Below are 24,316 nucleotides of genomic sequence, written 5' to 3' on the forward strand. Positions count from 1 at the left end.
TTAAATAAAAGAACGGGAATCAGTATTTATGGCAGACAATGCGAAAATAAGGCTTAATAAAGTTCTTCGTGAACTTAATATTTCCTTGGATAGGGCAGTGGACTTTCTTAACGGAAAAGGACATGATGTGGAAGCGAGGCCTACCACAAAAATTTCCGATGATGTTTATCAGGTTTTGCTTGACGAATTCCAGACGGATAAGAGTAAAAAAGTGGCATCAAAGGAAGTTGGTGAGGAGAAACGTAAGGAAAAAGAGGCAATTCGAGTTCGATTAGAAAAAGAACAAGAAGATCGTCGCTTGTCCCGTGAGCGAAGAAACCCTGAAACTGACGACAAAACTTTGGTAGGTAAAGTTGAACTTGCCGGTCCTAAAATGGTAGGTAAAATTGACCTGAATCCTAAGAAGAAGGTTGAAGAAGCTCCTGTTAAGGAAAATCCGAAAGTAGAGGTCAAGCCAACGCCTAAGGTTGAAGAAAAAACAGCTCCTACAGTAGAGATTAAGGAAACCCGAAAGGTTGTTTTGCCTGGTCCAAAAATAATATCTCAAGGGGTTAAGAAACCTGAGGTATCTAAAGAGCAACCAAAAGTTGAGACTCCGAAAGTAGAGGCGCCAAAGGCAGAAGAGGTTAAAAAGGTAGAGGTTAATGCTGAAAAACCTAAGGAGCCTGTAGAAGAAGTTGCTCCTGAACCAGAAGCACCGAAAACTATAGAAACCCAATACCAGAAGTTGACTGGTCCTAAAATTGCTGGTGAGAAAATCGATCTTAGCAAGTTTGAGAAGCCTAAGAAAAAGAAAGAAGAGAAGAAACCGGCTGATAAAGCTGGTATTGATCGTAAAAAGAGACGTAGAAGAATTGTAACTAAGAATCCTTCAGGTCCTGGTCAAACTAGAGGTCCGGGTTCTGGTTCAGCTCCTCGTTCTGGAAATGCGGGAGATAGAAATAAAGGTAGAGGAAGATTTACGCCAGTTGCAAAGGTTGAGCCTACAGAAGAAGATGTACAAAAGCAGGTACGTGAAACCCTAGAGAAACTTCAAGGTAAGACTAAGAAGGGGAAGGGTGCTAAGTATAGAAGAAGCAAAAGAGATCAGCACCGTGAGCAAACGGAAAAAGATCTTGAGCAACAGGAATTAGAGAACAAGGTTCTTAAAGTTACCGAGTTTGTTACTGCAACTGAAGTTGCAACTATGATGGGTGTTTCTACTACAGAGATTATTTCTGCATGTATGTCTTTAGGTATCATGGTAACTATGAATCAGCGTTTAGATGCAGAAACATTGTCAATCGTTGCTGAAGAATTTGGGTATGAGGTGGATTTTGTTAATGCAGATATCGAAGAAAGCATCGTTGAAGAGAAAGATGCTCCTGAAGATTTAAAACATAGAGCTCCTATTGTAACGGTAATGGGTCACGTGGATCACGGTAAAACATCTTTATTGGATTACATTCGTAAAGAAAACGTTATTGCCGGTGAAAGTGGTGGTATTACACAACACATTGGTGCATATGGGGTTACCTTAGAAAAAGGAGAGCGAATAGCTTTCTTAGATACACCAGGTCACGAGGCGTTTACCGCGATGCGTGCTAGGGGTGCTCAAGTTACCGATATTGCAATTATTGTAGTTGCTGCCGATGATGATATCATGCCGCAAACGAAAGAGGCAATTAGCCACGCACAAGCTGCTGGTGTGCCAATTATATTTGCGATAAATAAAATTGATAAGTCTACTGCTAACCCTGATAAGATTAAAGAAGGTTTAGCTCAAATGAACTTGTTAGTAGAAGATTGGGGAGGTAAAATACAATCGCACGATATTTCTGCCAAAACTGGTTTGGGTGTAAAAGAGTTATTAGAAAAAGTATTGCTTGAAGCTGAATTGTTAGAGTTAAAAGCAAATCCTAATAAAAAAGCTACAGGTACTGTTGTAGAAGCTTTCTTAGATAAAGGTAAAGGATATGTTTCTACTGTTTTAGTACAGTCTGGAACACTTAAAATTGGAGATTATGTATTGGCTGGTACCACTAGTGGTAAGATTAAGGCAATGCAAGATGAAAGAGGTAATATCGTAAAAGAAGCCGGGCCGTCTACACCGATATCAATATTAGGTCTTGATGGTGCTTCTCAAGCAGGTGATAAGTTCTATGTATTAGAAGATGAACGTGAGGCAAAACAAATTGCTTCAAGAAGATCTCAATTACAGCGTGAGCAATCTGTAAGAACACAACGTCATATTACACTTGATGAAATCGGACGTAGAATTGCCTTGGGTGATTTCAAAGAGCTTAACATTATTCTTAAAGGTGATGTTGATGGTTCGGTTGAAGCGCTTACAGATTCTTTCCAGAAATTATCTACCGATGAAATTCAGGTAAATATTATTCATAAAGCAGTTGGTCCTATTACAGAATCAGATGTGCTATTAGCTTCTGCTTCAGACGCAGTTATTATTGGTTTTAATGTAAGACCAATGGGTAATGCTAAAGCTATTGCTGAAAAAGAGGAAATTGATATCCGTATGTATTCTATTATATATGCTGCAATCAATGATCTTAAAGATGCGATGGAAGGAATGTTGTCTCCTGAAATGAAAGAAGAGATTTCTGGTACAGCTGAGATAAGAGAAACATTCAAGATTTCTAAAATTGGTACCATTGCAGGTTGTATGGTTACTAGTGGTAAAATCTTTAGAAATTCTAATATTCGATTAATACGTGATGGTGTAGTAATATACACTGGTACATTATCTTCGTTGAAACGATTCAAAGATGATGTTAGGGAAGTTGCAAAAGGATATGACTGTGGACTTCAAATTAAGAATTACAATGATATCGTTGAAGGTGACATCGTAGAAGCTTTCCAAGAAGTTGCGGTAAAAAAGAAGTTGAAATCTAAATAGATTCTAAAAAAGTTGATATTTTATATTACTTTGAAAATAAGCAAAAAAAATCGACCTATTTGGTCGATTTTTTTGGTTTTAATAACATAGCATCCGGGTACTTTATTCTTACTTCATTAAACTTTCGTTCGGCATCTAATTTCGAAGTAAATCTACCTACTCTAACTCGGTATGTTGGTGAGTCAAAATCTATTTTTGAAGACAAATCAGGAAAATCCTCTTCTACATTTGCTTTTATTGTTTGTGCTTTGGCGTAGTTTCCAAAACCAACCTGTATTCTATAATATTCATTATTGCTTAGAGAAGATTTATAGATTTCTAGCAATTGGTCAATTTTCGGGTTTTGTTCAATGTTAACATTTGCACCTTGCGCATAGCTAAAGTGAGCAAAACAAGCAAAAACTACGATGGTACTTAGAATTTTCATAACCTATTTTTAATTTTATTTCCGTTACTGACAAAAGTAATTTATTAAGGATCAAACAAATAAATCAGGATCTATTTAGAATATTTCTAAATTGTAAATTATAGATACATTAACATTTTGCGAATAAAGTCTATGTCGTATTTTTGTATTCGATTTAGGCATTTGGTGGATTATAATTGGTTTCATCTATGACCAAAATCATGCCAAGATTCCGATAGAAATATTCGATATATGAAAAAGGTTCCAAACCGAAATCAGTTTTCTAAAATTTTAGGTTTATCCCTAATAGCATTTTTGCTTTTTGTAAGTCCGTTAATAGCGCAGGATGAACCTGCTTCCGAAGCTGCAACTACCGAGGTAGCGGCTGATGCGGGAGACGCTAAAAATGGTAAAGCTTTGTTCAATCAGAACTGTGCTGCCTGTCATGCGTTAAATCGTAAGATGACCGGGCCTGCATTGGAAAATGTAGAAAGTAGACTAAGTGAAGATGAAGGCTTAGGTAAAGAATGGTTGTATGCTTGGATTAAGAATAGTCCTGGTGTTATTAAATCAGGAGATGCTTATGCTAACAAAATTTATGCAGAGTACAATCAGGCTGCAATGACAGCTTTTCCAACGTTAACTAATAGTGATATTGACGATATATTAGCGTATACCGCTGCTGCTCCAGCTGCTGCACCTGCCGCTGTTGCAGGTGATGTTCAGACTGCTGCTGCAACTGGTGGTTCTGCCGGTGTTTCTAACGAGATTATTTTAGGTGCTTTGGTGCTTGTATTTGGTTTGTTGGTAGTTATGTTGTTGTTGGTGAATAAAACTCTACAGCGTATAGCTCAGGCAAACGGTATTATTGTTGAGAAAGATAAAGCAGCGAAAAGAACTCCAATTTGGAAAGCTTTTGCGCAAAATCAATTTTTGGTTTTGGTTACCGCGATTGTTTTATTGCTGGGTAGTGCTTATTTTGCTTATGGTTGGATGATGCAAGTTGGTGTTGATCAAGGTTACGCGCCTATTCAGCCAATACATTACTCGCATAAAATTCATGCCGGTGATAATAAGATTGAGTGTAAGTACTGTCACTCTTCGGCAAGAGTATCTAAGCATTCGGGTATTCCGTCTTTAAACGTATGTATGAATTGTCATAAATCAATTTATGAGTATACTGGTAATCCAGAAGGTCCTTCGCAAGAAGATTTAGAAAATGGTTATACAAATGAGTTCTACACTGGTGAGATTAAGAAATTATATAAAGCAGTTGGTTGGGATGAAGAAGGTCAGAAATATACTGGCGAAAGTCAGCCTGTAGAATGGGTTAGAATTCATAACCTACCTGATTTTGCTTATTTCAATCACTCTCAACACGTTTCTGTTGCGGGTGTTGAATGTCAAACTTGTCATGGTCCTGTTGAGGAAATGGAAATTATGTATCAGTACTCTCCATTAACAATGGGGTGGTGTATTGACTGTCATAGAGAAACAAACGTGAAAGTTGAGGGTAATGAGTATTACGAAAAAATTCATGCTGAGCTATCTAAGAAGTACGGTGTAGAGAATTTAACAGCTGCTCAATTGGGTGGACTGGAATGTGGTAAATGTCACTATTAATAATAATTTAAAGAAGCTAATTACAGATAATACGTATGGCATCAAACAAAAAATATTGGAAGAACGAGGCGGAGTTAAATCCTAACGATTCCATTGTTGAGACGCTAAAGCAGAACGAATTTGTAGAGCAGATTCCTGTGGATGATTTCTTGGGTGACAAGGAAACTTTGTCTAATACAAGTACAAATCGTAGAGATTTCTTGAAGTATGTAGGGTTTAGTACCGCAGCAGCTTCATTGGCAGCATGTGAAGGTCCGGTTGTAAAATCGATTCCTTATGTGGTATTGCCAGAAAATATAGTGCCTGGTGTTGCAAATTATTACGCAACAACTATTGCTAACGGATTTGATTTTGCAAGTATCTTGATCAAAACACGTGAAGGTCGTCCTATTAAAGTTGAGAATAATACCTTGGCTAAAACTGGTGGTTCGGCAAATGCAAGAGTGCAAGGTTCTGTTCTTTCGTTATATGATAGTACAAGATTGCAGGGACCATTGGCTAATGGTGAGCCTGTAGAGTGGGATGTGTTGAATGCAGCGGTAAAAGCTAAAATGGGCGCACTGAAGGGTTCGGCTAAAAAAATAGCTATTCTTACGCAAACATATGCTAGTCCGTCAACAGATCGTTTAATGGCTGACCTTGTTGCTGCCAACGAGAATGTCGTTCATGTAACTTATGATGCTATTTCTGAAGATGCTGCTTTAACTGCATTTGAAAATAAATATGGTGAACGTGCTTTTGCTGATTACGATTTTGAGAAAGCAGGTCTGATAGTATCTTTTGGTGCTGATTTTATTGCCGACTGGCAAGGTGGTGGTTATGATGCAGGATATTCTAGAGGTCGTGTGCCTAAGAATGGTAAAATGTCTAGACACGTACAATTAGAGGCGAATATGTCTTTAACCGGTGCAAATGCAGATAAGCGTGTGGCTATGAAGCCAAGTGCTCAAAAGGTTGTTTTGGCTAAATTATATGGAAAACTAAACGGTACTTCAGTAGGTGGTAACACTTCTGAGTATGATGCTTTGGTTGATGCCATAGCTACAGAAATAAAGAAGGCAGGTTCAAGTGCAGTCGTTGTGACTGGTTTGGACGATGTTAATGCTCAAACAGTTGTTTTGGCAATTAATGAAATGCTGTCTAGTAAGGCTTACGATGTTGCGGCTCCTAAGTATATTAGAAAAGGTAATGTAAAGGCGGTTAATGCTCTTATTGCCGATATGAAGGCTGGTAGAGTTGGTGCTTTGTTGATGGACGGTGTAAATCCTGTTTATTCTTTGCCGAATGCTGCGGACTTCAAAGAAGGTTTGGAAAAAGTTGACCTTTCGGTAGCTTTCTCTACAAACTGGAATGAAACTACCGAGGTTGTGCAGTATGTGGGTGCAACAAACCACTATTTGGAATCATGGGGAGATATTCATATTAAAAAGGGTCATTATAGTTTGATGCAACCTACTATTAAAGAATTATTTGATACAAAGCAGTTTCAAACAGTAGTTTTGGAATTACTAGGAAGCGAGCAAACGTATTATGATTATATTAAAGATACTTGGTCAAACTCTGTTTTAAATGGAGCTAGTTGGAACCAAGCATTACAAGACGGTGTTTTCAGTGCTGACACTATGGTGGTTGACGCCGAGGGTGCTGCACAGAATATAGTGGCATCAGTAGTGGAGCCTACTGAAGTTGTATCAAATACTTCAATGGCTTCGGCTGTTCGTAGTTTGGCAAATACCACTAGTGATGGAATGGAACTTACTTTGTATTCAAAAGTTGGTATGGGTGATGGTCAGCAAGCAAGTAACCCTTGGTTGCAAGAATTCCCTGATCCAATTACAAGAGTATCTTGGGATAACTATGTTACTATTTCTAAGGCCGATGCTGTTGAGCTAGGTGTGGAAAATGTAAATGTCGCAAATGGCGGTATGGACGGTAACTATGTGAAGCTTACGGTAAATGGAGTAAGTATTGAGCAAGTTCCGGTTGTTGTTCAGCCAGGTCAGGCAAAAGGTACTGTAGGTCTTTCTTTTGGTTACGGTAAGAAAGTTGGATTGAAAGAAGATATGCAAACTGGGGTTAACGCCTTTACGTTGTATGATGGTTTTAATGCTAATCAATCTGTAAGTATAGAAAAAGTTGCAGGTAACCATGAGTTTGCTTGTATTCAATTACATAAAACCCTAATGGGTAGAGGAGATATCATTAAGGAAACTACCTTAGAGATATTCAATACTAAAAATCATGCTGAGTGGAACGAGGTTCCTGTGGTTTCTTTAGATCACCAAGAGGTTCCTGCAACATCCGTTGATTTATGGGATAGCTTTGATCGTACCATTGGGCATCACTTTAATATGTCAATCGACTTAAATGCTTGTACCGGTTGTGGTTCATGTGTTATCGCTTGTCATGCTGAAAATAACGTACCAGTTGTTGGTAAGGCCGAAGTAAGAAAATCAAGAGATATGCATTGGTTGCGTATCGATAGATACTATTCTTCGGAAGAAACTTTTGAAGGTGACAACGAGAAGAAAGATGGTTTTGATGGCTTATTTGGTGATGCTGGTTCACTAGGCGGTTTTGGGGAGTTAGAAGATCCTTCAGCAAATCCTCAAGTTGCTTTTCAACCTGTAATGTGTCAACACTGTAACCATGCACCATGTGAAACTGTTTGTCCTGTAGCGGCAACATCACACGGTAGACAAGGTCAGAATCAAATGGCTTACAACAGATGTGTAGGTACAAGATATTGTGCAAACAACTGTCCGTATAAAGTACGTAGATTTAACTGGTTCTTGTATAATAACAATGATGAGTTCGATTTCCATATGAATAACGATTTGGGTAAAATGGTATTGAACCCAGATGTAAATGTTCGTTCTAGAGGTGTTATCGAGAAATGTTCTATGTGTATTCAAAAAACACAAAAAACTATTCTTGATGCTAAAAGAGATGGGCGTGTTATTGTTGATGGAGAATTCCAAACAGCTTGTTCTTCTGCATGTAGTAATGGAGCCATTGTATTTGGGGATATTAATGATGAGAAGAGTAAAGTAGCAGAATTAAAATCGAGTGACCGTATGTACCATTTATTGGAGCATGTAGGTACTCAACCAAATGTTTTCTATCACGTTAAGGTTAGAAACACCAACGAAGCATAAACAATAGAAGAAAGTAATTATAACAAAAGTCTATGGCGTCGCATTACGAAGCACCTATACGTAAACCCCTAGTTATTGGAAATAAAGGCTACCACGATGTAACTGTGGATATTGCCGCTCCAGTAGAAGGCAGAGCAAACAAGCACTGGTGGATAGTTTTTTCCATTGCCTTAGTGGCATTTCTTTGGGGAGTAGGTTGTATTATTTATACGGTCTCAACCGGTATCGGTACTTGGGGTCTTAACAAAACTGTTAACTGGGCTTGGGATATTACCAACTTTGTTTGGTGGGTAGGTATCGGTCACGCCGGTACATTGATTTCGGCGGTATTATTATTGTTCCGTCAAAAATGGAGAATGGCAATTAACCGTTCTGCAGAGGCAATGACAATTTTCTCTGTAGTTCAAGCAGGTTTGTTCCCGATTATTCACATGGGTCGTCCTTGGCTAGCCTACTGGGTACTTCCAATTCCAAATCAATTCGGTTCTTTGTGGGTAAATTTTAACTCTCCGCTTCTATGGGATGTATTTGCGATATCAACATATTTATCCGTTTCATTAGTATTCTGGTGGACAGGTTTGCTTCCCGATTTTGCAATGATTCGTGATAGAGCTGTGTTGCCTTTTCAAAAGAAAATATATAGTTTATTAAGTTTTGGTTGGAGTGGTCGTGCTAAAGATTGGCAACGATTTGAAGAGGTGTCTTTGGTACTTGCAGGTCTTGCAACACCATTGGTATTATCTGTACACACCATTGTATCTTTTGACTTTGCTACTTCCGTAATTCCAGGTTGGCATACAACTATCTTTCCACCTTATTTCGTAGCAGGGGCTATCTTCTCTGGTTTCGCGATGGTGAACACATTATTGATTATAATGAGAAAGGTGTGTCATTTAGAGAACTATATCACTGTACAGCATATTGAGTTAATGAACATCGTAATCATGCTTACAGGTTCTATTGTAGGTTGTGCTTATATAACAGAATTGTTCATGGCTTGGTATTCTGGTGTTGAATATGAGCAATATGCATTCTTGAACAGAGCAACTGGACCTTACTGGTGGGCATATTGGTCAATGATGACTTGTAATGTATTCTCTCCACAGTTTATGTGGTTTAAAAAATTAAGAACTAGTATCATGTTCTCTTTCTTTATTTCTATCGTTGTAAACATAGGAATGTGGTTCGAAAGATTCGTGATTATCGTAACCTCTTTACATAGAGATTACCTTCCATCATCTTGGACAATGTTCTCGCCAACATTTGTAGATATCGGTATCTTTATTGGTACTATAGGTTTCTTCTTTGTGTTGTTCTTACTATATGCTAGAACATTTCCTGTAATTGCTCAGGCAGAAGTAAAGTCTATCTTGAAGTCCTCAGGTGAGAAGTATAAGACATTAAGAGATTCTGGTAAACCTATGTATCAAATAACAAAGCTAAAGGCAGAAGTTAGAGAACCGATTACCGATGATGTTTTAATGGGTGAAGTAGTTCCTACAGTAGGAGATAAAGTAGGAGTGTCAGATTTGTTAAGTGCAGTGGGTACTTTTGATTCAACTACACAAGCAGCAGATAATTTGAAGAAAGTAAAAGGTATCGGTCCTCAGATGGAAGCTACTTTAAATGAAATAGGGATTTACACTTTTGCTCAAGTTGCTAGAATGACGGAGAGTGAATACAACTTGTTAGATTCTATTACCGGTTCTTTTCCAGGAAGAGCACAACGTGATGACTGGGCAGGACAAGCAGCAATTTTATTAAATAACAAAAGATAAATATGGCATCTAAAGTTATACACGCTTTTTACGATGATGATGATGTGCTAATGCTTGCCGTTAAAAGGGTCAGAGCAGCAAAGTTTCATATTGAAGAGGTATTTTGTCCTTTTCCTGTACACGGGTTAGACAAAGCAATGGGGTTAGCTCCAACAAGATTAGCTATAACAGCATTTTTATATGGTTGTGTAGGTATTACTGTGGCAACTCTTATGATGAATTATATCATGATAGAAGATTGGCCGCAAGATATTGGTGGTAAGCCAAGCTTTAGTTACCTAGAGAACATGCCTGCATTTGTGCCAATTATGTTCGAATTAACGGTTTTCTTCGCAGCTCACTTAATGGTTATTACTTTTTACCTTAGAAGTAGATTGTGGCCATTTAAAGAAGCAGAGAATCCAGATGTAAGAACCACGGATGATCATTTTTTAATGGAGATCGAAATCCATGACAACGAGCAAGAATTAAGAGATTTATTAATCGATACTGGTGCAGTGGAAATTAATGTTTCAGAAAAAAACAGTCATTAAATATGAACAGTTTTAAGAAATTAGCAATACTATTCGGTTTAGCAATCGTAGTGACTTCATGTCAGAGTAAAGGTTCTCGTAACTATCAGTACATGCCTAATATGTATGAGTCTGTTGGTTATGAAACTTATGGTGAGGCAGACTTTTTGCCAAATCAATCAGAGGCTATGTTACCACCAGCGAATACTATTAATAGAGGATGGTTACCTTATGAAATCGAGAATTCACCAGAGGGTAAAGAATTGTCAAGATTACAATTCAGTCCTTTAGATTCAATTAATGTTGAAAAGAACATGGCACAAGGTGGACAGTTATATACTATCTATTGTGCAATCTGTCACGGTGATAAAGGTGATGGTCAGGGTACACTTGTAAAAAGGGAAAAGATATTAGGAGTTCCTAGTTACGCTGACCCAGTAAGAAACGTGACTGTAGGCTCTACATATTATACTATCCATTACGGCTTGAATTCCATGGGGTCTTATGCATCTCAAATGAATACAGAAGAGATGTGGCAAGTATCTGAATATGTAATGAAACTGAAACAAGATTTAACCAAATAATAGGTAAACAATACTATGTATACGTTTTCAAATAGACTTAAAATAGCTTCCATTGTTCTAATGATTGTTGGATTATTAGGAATTATTGGTGGATTTGTTATGGCTCCTGGAACTATAGCAGAGGCAAAAGAAATGGTAGCAAGTCATGACGGAGGTCATGGTGATGCCCATGCAGCTGAAGCTGAACATGCAACTAAAGAAAATAATCATGCTGTTGCTGAAGCACATGGAGAAGAACACGATTCTTCTCATGATCAGCATTTGTTAGATCAATTAAAGAATAGACCTTGGGCGGCATTGTACGTTGCGGCCTTCTTCTTTTTTATGATATCATTAGGGGTATTAGCGTTTTACGCTATACAACGTGCTGCACAGGCAGGTTGGTCTCCATTGTTGTTCAGAGTAATGGAGGGGATTACGGCTTACTTGGTTCCTGGTGGAATTATAGTATTTGTAATATTACTTCTTTCGGTACTTCATATGAATCACTTGTTCATTTGGATGGATGAAACAGTGGTGGCACATGATGCATTACTTCAAGGTAAAGCGGGATATTTAAACCCTACGTTCTTTTTAATAAGAGCGGCTATATTTTTAGCAGGATGGATTGGATATAGAGAGTATTCTAGAAAATTATCCATAGCTCAAGATGCTTCTGATGATGACTCTAATTTTAAACTTAACTTTAGAGTTTCTGCAGGCTTCTTAGTATTCTATTTGATTTCTGAATCTATCATGTCTTGGGATTGGATTATGAGTGTAGAGCCACACTGGTTTAGTACATTGTTTGGATGGTATATTTTTGCTAGTATGTTCGTTTCGGGTATTACTGTTATTGCAATGGTAACTATCTATTTGAAATCTAAAGGTCATTTGCCAGATGTTAACAATAGCCATATTCATGATTTAGCTAAATTCATGTTCGGTATCAGTATCTTTTGGACATACCTATGGTTCTCTCAGTTTATGTTAATTTGGTATTCTAATATACCAGAAGAGGTAACGTATTACGTAACTAGAATTGCAGATTATAGATTGCCTTTCTTTGGTATGGTGGCTATGAACTTCTTGTTTCCAGTTCTATTATTAATGAATAGTGACTACAAGAGAATCAACTGGTTCGTAATTTTAACAGGTATTGTAATTCTTGCAGGTCACTATATGGATATCTTTAATGCAATTATGCCTTCTACGGTTGGTGAGAATTGGTTTATTGGTATTCCTGAAATAGGTGCTGTATTGTTTTTTGCAGGCTTATTTATATTTTGGATTTTCAGAGCGATTTCAACACAACCGCTACAACCAAAAAGAAATCCTTTTATTGAAGAAAGTAGACACTTTCATTACTAGTAATTAAGTAAAGTATAACATTTATATATACAATGACGACATTATTAACTTTAGCTGTACTTGTTCTTGTAGCCATTGCCATTTGGCAATTGACTAAAATATTTGAATTATCTCAGCTTAAAACTGAACAGCACCAAATAGCATCGGATAGCGATAATAAGAATAACGGATACATGTTATTCGCTTTCTTGGTATTCATATACGCAATTACAATTTTCAGTTTCTGGAAGTACGGTAAATTTTTATTACCTGAAGCTGGATCTGCACATGGTGAGGAGTATGATAGTTTGATGTTGGTATCAATGGTTATCATATTTATTGTACAGACCTTGACACAGGCTTTATTACACTACTTTGGTTATAAGTATTCCGGTAAAAAAGGTCAGAAAGCTTTGTTTTATGCTGATAATGACCGTTTAGAGTTTATTTGGACTATCATTCCTGTAATTGTTTTAGCTGGATTAATTTTATGGGGCTTATATACATGGACAACAATTATGGATGTCAATGATGAAGATGATCCTTTAATTGTAGAACTTTATGCACAACAATTTAACTGGACTGCTAGATACGGTGGTGGAGATAATGTTTTAGGAGGTGCTAACGTTAGAATGATTGATATTGATAAAGCAAATGTATTAGGTTTAGACGAAGCTGATACATATGCACATGATGATGTTATTGTTAAAGAATTACATTTGCCGGTTGGTAGAAAAGTAAACTTTAAAATGCGTTCTCAAGATGTATTGCACTCGGCTTATATGCCACACTTTAGAGCACAGATGAACTGTGTGCCAGGTATGATTACTGAGTTTTCATTTACTCCTATATACACAACTGAGGAAATGAGAATGAATGAAGATGTAGTAGACAAGGTAAAAAGAACGAATAAGATACGAGCAGAAAAAGCTGTACGTACTGGAGAGGCTATTGACCCTTGGGAATTTGATTATGTCTTACTTTGCAATAAGATTTGTGGTAAATCTCATTACAATATGCAAATGAAGATTATTGTTGAAACTGAAGAAGAGTATAATGAATGGATGAAAGGCCAATCTACATTTGCCGAAACGGTAATGAAAGATGAGACTAGCCCTGCATTTAATACTGTAGATGCGGTTTCGATAGGAGAATAATTTTTATTCTCAATTAGACAAAGCTATAATAGGAAAATTAATAAAAACAGATTACGATTATGTCAGCAACAGCACATGCACATGTAGATGATCATGCACACGACGATCATGGACATCATCATAAAGAAACTTTTGTAACGAAGTACATCTTTAGCCAAGATCATAAAATGATCGGAAAACAATACTTTATTTTAGGTGTTTTGGTTATGGGATTCATCGGTATTGCAATGTCTTTATTGTTTAGAATGCAATTGGCTTGGCCAGGTGAGGCTTTTCCAATATTTGAAACTCTTTTGGGAAAATGGGCACCAGGTGGGGTTATGGATGCCGATGTTTATTTGGCATTAGTAACTATGCACGGTACCATTATGGTATTCTTTGTTCTTACTGCTGGTTTAAGTGGTACGTTTAGTAATTTATTGATTCCATTACAGATTGGTGCTCGTGATATGGCATCAGGATTCTTGAACATGGTTTCCTTTTGGTTATTTGCGTTAGCTTCTTTAATTATGATTACATCATTATTCGTAGAAGCAGGTCCGGCAGCAGCTGGTTGGACGATTTATCCTCCATTAAGTGCACTTCCAATGGCACAACCAGGTTCTGGTTTAGGTATGACTTTATGGTTAAGTTCAATGGCAATATTTATTGCTTCATCTCTTTTGGGGTCTCTGAACTATATCGTAACTGTTATTAACTTAAGAACTAAAGGAATGTCTATGACAAGATTGCCATTAACAATATGGGCTTTCTTTGTAACGGCTATCATTGGTGTTATATCGTTCCCGGTTTTATTATCTGCAGCATTATTATTGATCATGGATAGAAGTTTTGGTACTTCTTTCTTCCTTTCTGATATATTTATTCAAGGTGAGGTATTACATTATCAAGGTGGTTCTCCGGTTTTATATGAACATTTGTTTTGGTTCTTAGGACATCCTGAAGTTTATATCGTGATTTTACCAGCCATGGGATTAGTATCTGAGATTATGGCTACTAGTGCACGTAAACCAATTTTTGGTTACCGTGCTATGATTGCTTCCATACTCGCAATTGCTTTTCTTTCAACGATTGTTTGGGGTCACCACATGTTTATTTCAGGGATGAATCCATTTTTAGGTTCTGTATTTACATTTACAACCTTGTTAATTGCGATACCTTCAGCGGTAAAGGCTTTTAACTGGATAACAACCCTCTGGAAAGGTAATCTTCAGTTAAATCCTGCGATGCTTTTTTCTATTGGTTTTGTTTCCACTTTTATTACAGGTGGTTTAACAGGAATTATATTAGGTGATAGTACTTTAGATATAAACGTGCATGATACCTATTTTGTAATTGCTCACTTCCATTTAGTAATGGGTATCTCGGCATTATATGGTTTATTTGCAGGTGTCTATCACTGGTTTCCTGTAATGTTCGAAGGAAAGTTATTGAATAAGAACTTAGGTTATGTCCACTTTTGGGTAACTGCGGTTTGTGCTTATGGTGTATTCTTCCCTATGCATTTTGTTGGTATGGCAGGTGTACCAAGAAGATATTATGAAAATACTGCTTTTCCAATGTTTGACGAGCTTACCGATATACAAGTATTAATGACCGTATTTGCAATTATAGCAGGTGCTGCGCAATTAATCTTCGTTGCAAACTTTATCTATAGTGTATTCTATGGTAAGGTAGGTCCTGTTAACCCTTGGAAATCTAATACCTTAGAATGGACAGCTGAACAAAAGCATATACATGGTAACTGGGCAGGTGCTATTCCTGAAGTTCATAGATGGTCTTATGACTATAGTAAAGTTGATGAGAATGGAGAGTATTACATTCCAGGTCAAGATTATATTCCTCAACATATACCCTTACAGGAAAATGAAGAAGAAATGAGCCATTAAGAGGTCAAATCTTATATAACAGCCCAACTAGTAATAGTTGGGCTTTTCTTTTGTAATCTTCTTAAGATATTGCTAAGTTTTTTTATTATTACATAAATTTAAATACCTTCAATTTTAAATAGAAGTTTAGATTATGAAAAAGTTCGTCCTACTCATTATTGTACTAACCATATCATCTAGTGCATATTCTCAACGTAAACCCAAAATTAAGGGTAATAAAAACGTAGTTGAAGTGCGCGAAGATTTAGAGCCTTTTAGTGCAATTGAACTGGTTGATGACCTAGATATTATAATTCAAAAATCAACTACCGATGGCTATGCCTTAGAGTTGGATGATAATCTAATAGATGTTCTAAAATTTAAAGTTGATGATGGTGTTTTAAAAATTTCTTCATTTTATAATATCACATCGAAGAAAAAACTAGAAATCACCATTTTCTTTCAAGAACTAAGTAGTATTAAAATGCTTAATGGTAAAATTAGTATGAAAGACGTCATTTCTACTGATCGGCTAAGTGTGCAAACTTTAGGTACATCTAGATTAGAATTAAACGCTACTGCTGACATTATGGATATTACTATGGAAGAAATAAGTTCAGGTGATTTCAATTTAGCGAGTGACTCTTTAAATATTACGTTGAAAGATAGAATAGATGTAAAATTATATTCCACGGGAGCTAGCAATAGTATTTATATGTATAAAAATGCATCTGCTAAAATGGAAGGTACAGCCGATTTTTTAATGGCAAAACTATATGGTAATAGTTCTCTAAAGGCATCTGATCTTCAAGCTAACGATGTTTTGTTAGTTACCGAAGATACGCCAGATGTAGAAGTTAGAGCGTTAAATACATTACAACTAAGTTCTAAGGGTGGTACCAGAACTAAGCTATATGGTGAGCCACAGATTACAATTCTAGATTTTCTAGATACTTCGCGATTAGATAAAGAACGTAACTAATTTGCTATAGGTGCTGTCAATAAGTGGTCGGGTATACCGAAGCCATCGACTAGGCTATCTAAATGTGGTCTTAGTTCTGTGCATAGTCGCTCTACTCGTTGTCGTATCGCTTTTGACTTTGTTCCATTAATGTAGCCCTGCTCTAAATACCAGGAAGCATCTTTTCTTATTTCTTGAAGTGCATATAAAGTACCGAGTTTTTCAAATAATGCTTTATACCTGGGGTCTGTAATTGTGTTTGTATGGTCTATAAAAGACTTATAGGCTAACTCTGCGCTGTAAGACTTGCCAAGTGTCATTAAATGAGTCTGCACCTTTAAAAATGCTTGATAAGACGGAATTCCCTTTTTAATATACCCTCTAATTCGCATAGCGATGGTATAGGTAAGTCTTCTCGTTCTGTGCTCAAAAGCATGAACGTGAAACTTGGGGTTATATAAATGGTCTTTATCTGTTTTATTCGTGTATAATGGATTTATGGCAGAAAGCTTATCGCTTAATTGAGAGCTTAACAGTTTTAGTACGGTGGAAAAGCCTGCACTATTGAATTCAGCTTTAAAATCTGACAGTACGCCTTTAGCGGCAAGTTGTAATAATACATTGTTGTCACCTTCAAATGTGGTGAATATATCTACATCACCTTTTAGGTCTGCTATTCTGTTTTCTAACAGGTAACCTTTCCCACCACAGGCTTCACGGCATTCTTGAATAGTATCGTTGGCATACCATGTAATAATAGATTTTAAACCGGCAACTTGTGTTTCTATCTGTCTTTTGTCTGGTTGAGATTCCTCGCAATAAAGCGCCATCATTTTATCTAATGTTACATGATAAACGTATGCACTTGCAACCAGCGGAGTTAAACGTAATTGATGTGACGGATAATCCATTAACAGGTCTTCCTGTATTTTAATACTATCATTGAATTGTCTTCTTTTTAAAGCATGTTTGATAGCTACTGCTAAGGCAAATTTCGCCCCGCCTAAACCTGCTCTCGCAACACATATTCTACCACCTACTAGAGTACCCAGCATGGTAAAGAATCGTTTATTTGGATTTTTAATTTCTGAATAGTATTCTCCGTTACCTAAAATAGTACCATATTTATTCAGTAAATTTTCTTTAGGCACCTCAACTTGATTAAACCATATCTTGCCATTATCAACTCCGTTCAGTCCGAGTTTATAACCGTTATCTTCAACAGTTATACCCGGTAATAGTTCGTGTTGTTCATTTCTAAGTGGCACAAGAATTGCATGAACTCCTTCGTTTTTTCCATTAATAATAAGCTGTGCAAAAACAGACGCCATTTTAGAATGTATAGCATTACCAATATATTCTTTATTGTCATTTTTTCCTGGGGTATGTATGACAATAGTTTCAGTTTGCTTGTTGTAGGTTGCTGTAGTTTTTATTCCGCGAACATTAGAACCATGTCCGGTTTCTGTCATGGCAAAGCATCCTAATAGTTCTGCTTTTCCTGTGGCGGATAAATAGTGGTCATGGTGTTTTTTTGTACCTAGTTTTTGAATACTTCCTCCGAACAACCCAAATTGCACACCAAATTTTATAGCTAAACTCCCGTCTGCCCACATCATATTTTCGAAAATTGTTGCATAACCCTCCATGTCATTAGTACCGCCATAGTCGTTTGGGTAAGCCATTGCGCCGTAACCTTTATCCGCTAGATATTCTACTTGTTTTAAAACATGATTGCGAAATTCTTCTTTATTACGCCTAACTTCCCATGAAAAAATTGGGTCGTTTAAAACTGCCCTGAAAGAATCTATAACTTTAGCATGTTCACCTTTTAAAATAGAGTCTATAGCTTGTGGCGAATATTGTGAAATTTTTTTTTCTAAATCGATATGAACCTCAAATAAATGATTGTAATGATTGGGTTGAATACCTAAGTTTATTTCAACCTTTTTAATTTGATCATTAAATAGGATATCATTGTGATAAAACGATGCTACTTTTTGACTGAATGCCGTAAGCGGATATGTTTCATGCTCTACCAACTTTACATTGCTATTAATGATCAATTGTTTCCAAGACTTAAACAACTCGTTCTTTGGCGGATTTTTGACATTCATCCACCCTTTAAGTTGTTTTTTATCATCATTCGATAAGGTGGTATCGTCAGAAACGGCATTCTCAACAACATTTATTTCTGATGCCGACAGTAGATCATCTGACCATATAATATAAAAGACCGGAATATATTGTAGAACCTGTGCAGTGTAATTTTCTTTTGCCATGCTATGAAATTACAAATTTTAGTTATAATACTCATGAGATTTTAATGCTTCATTTTAGTAGGTAGATAAATTTAATTACCTAATATGTTAGCTGTCAAGTTATCTTGTGTTTGTCTATCTTTGTTAGTGTATGAACGAGTATTTAGACCCATCAGCTGATGGTTTCTCTAATGAGGAACTAGACATTGAAAGAGCATTAAGACCCATAAATTTTGACGATTTTACGGGTCAAGAACAGGTGCTTGAAAACCTTAAGGTTTTTGTAGAAGCTGCAAATAGAAGAGGCGAGGCATTGGATCATACATTGTTTCATGGCCCGCCAGGTTTGGGTAAGACCACGTTGGCAAACATTCTTGCGAATGAGTTGGGTGTAGGGATTAAGATTACTTCTGGACCTGTTTTGGATAAACCTGGCGATTTAGCTGGGCTCTTAACCAACTTAGACGAGCGTGATGTTTTGTTTATAGATGAAATTCACCGATTAAGCCCAATTGTAGAAGAATACTTGTATTCTGCGATGGAAGATTATAAGATTGATATTATGATAGAATCTGGACCAAATGCCAGATCTGTGCAGATTAATTTGAATCCGTTTACTTTGATTGGTGCCACCACCCGTTCTGGATTATTGACTGCGCCTATGCGTGCTCGATTTGGTATTCAAAGTAGGTTGCAATATTATTCTACAGAATTACTTTCGACTATTGTTGAACGTAGTGCAGAAATTTTACGTGTACCTATTTCTCAAGATGCAGCCATAGAAATTGCCGGTAGAAGTAGAGGTACACCTAGAATATGTAATGCGTTGTTGAGAAGAGTACGTGATTTCGCAGAAATAAAAGGCAATGGGTCAATTGATATGGAAATTTCAAAATTCAGCTTAAAGGCATTAAACGTAGATGCACATGGGCTAGATGAAATGGATAACAAAATTCTGACTACTATAATCGATAAGTTTAAAGGCGGACCTGTGGGTATTACCACTTTGGCAACGGCTGTATCTGAAAGTGCAGAAACTATTGAAGAAGTGTATGAACCCTTTTTAATTCAGCAAGGGTTTATTATGAGAACTCCTCGTGGTCGTGAAGTAACCGAATTGGCGTATAAACACCTTGGCAGGATAAAAGGAGGAATTCAACCTGGCTTATTTTGAGTATTGATATAAAACATAATTGGACAAATAGTATTAAAACCGAAGCCAAACGCCTCGGTTTTTTATCATGTGGTATATCTAAAGCGGATATTTAAAGAGGTAAGAGCCTTGTATAGGAAAATGACTTAATATGAATTTTTAATGTTAAATTGAGTACTTGAAACTATTAAATATTAATGGTTCTGCTTACAATTTATAAAAGAGTTTTCAAAGTTTGGGTTTCTATAAATACATTTTATAAAAATATCCTCCTAAATTGTTAATAGTTTAATTTTTATAATAAGTTTTCTTCGCTAGTTATCTTTTAGTAAATTGTTCTATGCATTTGCGAAGTTTATTGCGCATATTCTAGCAAACCCCGATGCTTTTTCTTCATTATTTTAAAGAAGCAATTATGGGTTGGAGTGTTGAATTTAAAATTCTCGATTTTTTCTTTTATCCATTATCGGTAAGGTGTATTTCTTTAATAAGTACGCTTTTATTTCAACTTTCTTTTCTTTTTGGACAAGATGATGTACGTATAAAATATTATTCCTTAAAAGAAGGTATTTCACAAGTCACGATAAACGAATTGTTAAAAGATAGTTTGGGATTTGTATGGATTGGAACTCAAGATGGACTCAATAGATTTGATGGAAAGAAGTTTAAAACTTATAAATACGACGAATCTGACGATGCTTCCATTTCTGGAAATCATGTAACTAGTTTGCTGGACGATAAATCTGGTAATATTTGGGTGGGGACACTTGGTAATGGATTGAATCTTTATGACTATGAATTAGATGTTTTTCGTTCAATAGACTTAGAGAACCTTGTGCCTAACGAGACAATTCTGGATATGGTTGTAGACCATAAAAGTAATGTTTGGATAACTACTCGTAAATCAGGACTATATAAAATTACTTCTGATGGTGAGAATTTTATCCAAGAGAATTTTCTCAAGAATACATCTTTAAGTGGACTCTATTTCGATAACAGACATAATTTATGGGTGGGAGGGTATAATGGGACTGTTTATAAATTTGATTTAAACACCGGTGCTTCATCAGCTATTTCATCTGATATAAGTGTGGAAGGTGATGTACAAGCATTTTTTAGAAGTAACGAAAAATTATTTATTGGTACTGAAATCGGTATGTTCTTGTACGATACTAATTCAAAACAGCTCCAAAAGATCAATTTGAATAAATATGGTGGAAGCCCTACTAGACATGTTGTAACTTTTTTGAAAGCTGACGATTCTACTGTTTGGGTTGGTACTGGGTCAGGTTTATTTTTGTTTGATGTATATGCACTTGAAGTAGTTCAAAACATTCAATATTCAGAAAATGAAACTGACGGATTAAGTAATAATACTGTTCAGTCATTGCTGAAAAATTCAGAAAATCAAATACTAGTAGGTACAGCAAACAATTTGAATCTCCTAGATTTTAAAAGTCCTTATTTTAAAAACATTTCCAAAAATAAGAGGGGCTCACAAGTATTAAATGATAATGTGATATTTTCAATTTTAAAGGATGGAAAAGACCTGTGGGTTGGTACTTCTGATGGGGGATTGAACCTTATTCGGGAAGATAATGTATATTATTTTCAAGAAAATCAAAACGACCCTTTCAGTATTTCGGGTAATGTAATTCGAGAAATTTGTAAGGATGAGGCGAATCAGCGAATCTGGATAGCCACAACTCGAGGGCTTAGTATGATAGATTTAAAGACTTTTGACATTGAAAATCCTAAGTTTAAAATATTTAGACATGTAAAGAGAAACTCCAACACTATTAGTAATGATTTTCTTAAAGGAATCGCACTCGATTCATCTGGTATAGTTTGGGGAGCTACATTTGGTCATGGAATTTTTAGTTTGAAGATGGATTCAAATGGAAATGAAAAGATTTATAGATACAAGAATGAGAAAGGTAATTCAAATTCTCTCATTAATGATTTTGCACAATGTATTACCATTGATAAAATAGGGAACATTTGGATAGGTTCTCAGGGTGGTCTTACTAAATTGAGTTTAAAAAACTATTCTAACCCCGTTTTTACAAATTATGCACGAAATGATGATTTAGAGAATTCGTTATCCCATAATTCTGTTTACGATATTTTGGTAGATGACGAAGACAATAAATGGGTAGCAACACGTTATGGTTTAAATTTGTGGCAACAAGATGGTAAATTTAAATCGTGGACAGAGCAAAATCAATTTACAAGTGCCATAATCTATGGAGTACAAGATGACCTTGATGGAAATCTTTGGCTGGGTACTACTGCTGGCATTGTTAATTTTAACCCAAGAAGCAACCAGTTTAAACAATATGGGGTTCAAGACGGTATTCAGAGTAACGAGTTTGATATTCATGCTAGATTTAGGGATGATCAGGGATTTATTTATTTGGGCGGTATTGATGGTCTCACCTATTTTCATCCTCGAGATTTAACCAGTATTGATGCACCACAACCACTTTATTTTTCTGAATTTCGGATTAAGGATCAAGTAATAAAAGCAAACAGCTCACCGAATAGTGCCCTAAAGGAATCATTGTTAAAGACTAAAGAGTTAAAATTCAATAATAATCAATTCCCATTTTATCTTCAGTTTTCTTCTGTTGATTTCCGTTTAAACAAACAGATTGAATATGGGTATAAGTTATTGCCCAATAATAAAGAATGGAATATGCTTAAAGATCCGGAGATTCAATTTTTGAATCTTCCATCGGGTAATCATACGTTGCTGGTAAATGGTTTTTCAAGGGGTGTAGAATGGGATCAAGAGCCTCTTAAAATGAAGTTGCATGTAATTCCTCCATGGTGGTCAACCTGGTGGGCTTACATGCTATACGTCATTTTAGTGGTAGTATTAGCATATTTTTTCTATAAGTTTCAGGTTTCAAGAAAGTTGGCATTTGCTGAAAGTAACAGGCTTAAAGAAATAGACCAACTAAAGAATAGTCTTTATACGAATATAACGCATGAGTTTAGAACTCCTTTGACAGTAATATTGGGTATGGCCGAAACTATAAAGGAAAATCTTGGTGAAAAAGAATTTGTAAGGATAAATAAACCTCTTGAGATAATTGCGCGTAATGGCAAAAGCCTATTGCATTTAGTTAATGAAATGCTAGAGCTTGCTAAGTTGGAAAGCGGAAATATAGAATTGCAACTCGTGAAAACCGATGTAATCTCATTTATTAAATACATCTGTGAAAGTTTTCAATCGTATGCCTATGAAAAAAAAGTCAATTTAGTAGTATACTCAGAAGTAGACAGCTTAATAATGGATGTAGATGAAAACAAATTACAGACCATTATTTATAATCTGTTATCAAATGCAATCAAATTTTTAGGTGACGGGGATAAAATAATTGTACATCTTAACAGTACTGCGAAAAATGGCTCTAGTCAATTTCTGATAAAAGTTAAAGATAATGGTATGGGTATTTCAAAAGATGACCTACCTCATATTTTTAATAGATTTTATCAAGCAGATGCATCCATTATTAGGTCGAGTGAAGGCACTGGTATAGGGCTGTCGTTAACCAAAAATTTTATAGAGTTGATGGGTGGAAACATTACAGTGAAAAGTGAATTGGGTAAAGGAACGGAATTTACTGTTTATTTGCCCATATTCACCACAGCTAAAAGACAGGACTTAGCATTTAAAGATATTGAAATGCCGGTATTTGAAATCGATGGGTTAAAAGAAGATGCAAAGCCACAATATCTTAAAGAAAGTAATTTGCCAATTGCATTGATTATAGAAGATAATGTAGATGTAGTTTATTTTTTGAAGAATTCGCTTGAAACCAAATATCAAACAGTTTGTGCAGATAATGGTAAGATTGGTGTTGAGAAAGCTCTAAGTGAAATTCCAGACATAATAATTTGCGATGTCATGATGCCGGTAATGGATGGTTATGAAGTTTGTAAAACTTTAAAATCAGATAAGCGTACAGATCATATACCAATTATAATGTTAACGGCGAAGTCTACTCAAAAAGACCGTATTGTAGGTCTATCACATGGTGCTGATGCATATTTGGTAAAGCCTTTTGAAAAAGCTGAGTTGTTTATAAGGTTAGATCAACTTATTGCACAACGTAAGAAAATGGTCAATAAGTTTGAAAGCGATGGTTTAGCTGTTTTTTTAAAAACTCAAACTAAGAACCCAAGAGTTCAATTCCTTCAAAAAGTTATTGAAATTATACAACAAGAGATGGCTAATTCTAACTTCGGTCCAAAACAATTGGCATTTAAATTGGAATTGAGCGAATCTCAAACGTATAGAAAACTAAAAACTATCACTGATAAATCTACTGCGGTCTTTATACGCTCGGTCCGTTTGAATAGAGCAAAGGAAATGCTTTACGATTCTGATATGACTGTTTCGGAAATTGCATATAGCGTAGGTTTCAATGATCCTTCTTGGTTTAGCCGCGCTTTTAAGAATGAATTTGGTTATGCACCAAGCGCAATTAATAAATAATTGATAATAAGTGCTTTACGTTTAGTTTAAACTTTTCTTATGCACAAATAGTGCTATACTAAATTCTCTTTTCATAAATACTACCAGACTTTGCTGGTATACTGAAAGCCCTTCACTACTTCA

General features: G+C 36.0%; 14 protein-coding genes. 12 read left to right on the forward strand and 2 right to left on the reverse strand.

Annotated features, from left to right (window positions below; genetic code table 11):
- Positions 1-28: 28 nt before the first annotated feature.
- Positions 29-2,896, forward strand: coding sequence for a translation initiation factor IF-2 (gene infB, locus CLV90_RS04465; RefSeq protein ID WP_133686296.1), 2,868 nt, complete (start codon positions 29-31; stop codon positions 2,894-2,896).
- Between the two features lie 55 nt (positions 2,897-2,951).
- On the opposite strand, the gene CLV90_RS04470 is transcribed toward infB, so the two are convergent.
- Complete coding sequence (locus tag CLV90_RS04470; protein WP_133686297.1) at positions 2,952-3,323, reverse strand: SPOR domain-containing protein; 372 nt, start codon at positions 3,321-3,323, stop codon at positions 2,952-2,954.
- A 231-nt stretch (positions 3,324-3,554) separates the two neighbouring features.
- Here CLV90_RS04470 and CLV90_RS04475 point away from each other — a divergent pair, with 231 nt between their 5' ends.
- From CLV90_RS04475 to CLV90_RS04515, 9 genes are all read left to right on the forward strand, one after another.
- Positions 3,555-4,925 carry a c-type cytochrome gene (locus tag CLV90_RS04475; protein ID WP_133686298.1) on the forward strand — a complete coding sequence of 457 codons (1,371 nt, stop codon included), beginning with the start codon at positions 3,555-3,557 and terminating at the stop codon, positions 4,923-4,925.
- A 35-nt stretch (positions 4,926-4,960) separates the two neighbouring features.
- Entirely contained in the window at positions 4,961-8,083 is a 3,123-nt protein-coding gene (locus CLV90_RS04480; protein WP_133686299.1) for a TAT-variant-translocated molybdopterin oxidoreductase, read from the forward strand.
- A 32-nt stretch (positions 8,084-8,115) separates the two neighbouring features.
- Positions 8,116-9,861: an NrfD/PsrC family molybdoenzyme membrane anchor subunit gene (nrfD, locus tag CLV90_RS04485; RefSeq protein ID WP_133686300.1), complete on the forward strand. Its 1,746-nt coding sequence runs from the start codon at positions 8,116-8,118 to the stop codon at positions 9,859-9,861.
- A 2-nt stretch (positions 9,862-9,863) separates the two neighbouring features.
- The gene (locus CLV90_RS04490; protein WP_133686301.1) at positions 9,864-10,394 is read left to right on the forward strand and encodes a DUF3341 domain-containing protein; all 531 of its coding nucleotides are present in this window, start codon (positions 9,864-9,866) and stop codon (positions 10,392-10,394) included.
- Positions 10,395-10,396: 2 nt separating this feature from the next.
- A complete protein-coding gene (locus CLV90_RS04495; protein ID WP_133686302.1) occupies positions 10,397-10,957 on the forward strand; it encodes a c-type cytochrome in 561 nt (186 codons plus the stop codon).
- A gap of 15 nt (positions 10,958-10,972) precedes the next feature.
- The gene (locus tag CLV90_RS04500) at positions 10,973-12,307 is read left to right on the forward strand and encodes a quinol:cytochrome C oxidoreductase (protein ID WP_133686303.1); all 1,335 of its coding nucleotides are present in this window, start codon (positions 10,973-10,975) and stop codon (positions 12,305-12,307) included.
- 32 nt (positions 12,308-12,339) lie between these two features.
- A complete protein-coding gene (locus CLV90_RS04505; RefSeq protein ID WP_133686304.1) occupies positions 12,340-13,443 on the forward strand; it encodes a cytochrome c oxidase subunit II in 1,104 nt (367 codons plus the stop codon).
- Between the two features lie 59 nt (positions 13,444-13,502).
- Positions 13,503-15,332 (forward strand): cytochrome c oxidase subunit I, encoded by a 1,830-nt coding sequence (locus CLV90_RS04510; protein ID WP_133686305.1) that lies wholly within the window; start codon positions 13,503-13,505, stop codon positions 15,330-15,332.
- Between the two features lie 133 nt (positions 15,333-15,465).
- Positions 15,466-16,293: a GIN domain-containing protein gene (locus CLV90_RS04515; RefSeq protein ID WP_133686306.1), complete on the forward strand. Its 828-nt coding sequence runs from the start codon at positions 15,466-15,468 to the stop codon at positions 16,291-16,293.
- Here CLV90_RS04515 and CLV90_RS04520 read toward each other — a convergent pair.
- Entirely contained in the window at positions 16,290-18,554 is a 2,265-nt protein-coding gene (locus tag CLV90_RS04520; protein ID WP_133686307.1) for an acyl-CoA dehydrogenase family protein, read from the reverse strand. The genes CLV90_RS04515 and CLV90_RS04520 overlap by 4 nt on opposite strands.
- 130 nt (positions 18,555-18,684) lie before the next feature.
- Between CLV90_RS04520 and ruvB the strand changes: the two genes are divergently transcribed.
- Together ruvB and CLV90_RS04530 are read left to right on the forward strand one after the other, a co-directional pair.
- Positions 18,685-19,707, forward strand: a complete 1,023-nt coding sequence (ruvB, locus tag CLV90_RS04525; RefSeq protein WP_133686308.1) for a Holliday junction branch migration DNA helicase RuvB — start codon at positions 18,685-18,687, stop codon at positions 19,705-19,707.
- Positions 19,708-20,101: 394 nt separating this feature from the next.
- Positions 20,102-24,193, forward strand: coding sequence for a hybrid sensor histidine kinase/response regulator transcription factor (locus CLV90_RS04530; RefSeq protein WP_208295092.1), 4,092 nt, complete (start codon positions 20,102-20,104; stop codon positions 24,191-24,193).
- Positions 24,194-24,316 lie beyond the last annotated feature (123 nt).

It is taken from the genome of Maribacter spongiicola, assembly GCF_004364165.1.
GTDB classification, from domain to species: domain Bacteria; phylum Bacteroidota; class Bacteroidia; order Flavobacteriales; family Flavobacteriaceae; genus Maribacter; species Maribacter spongiicola.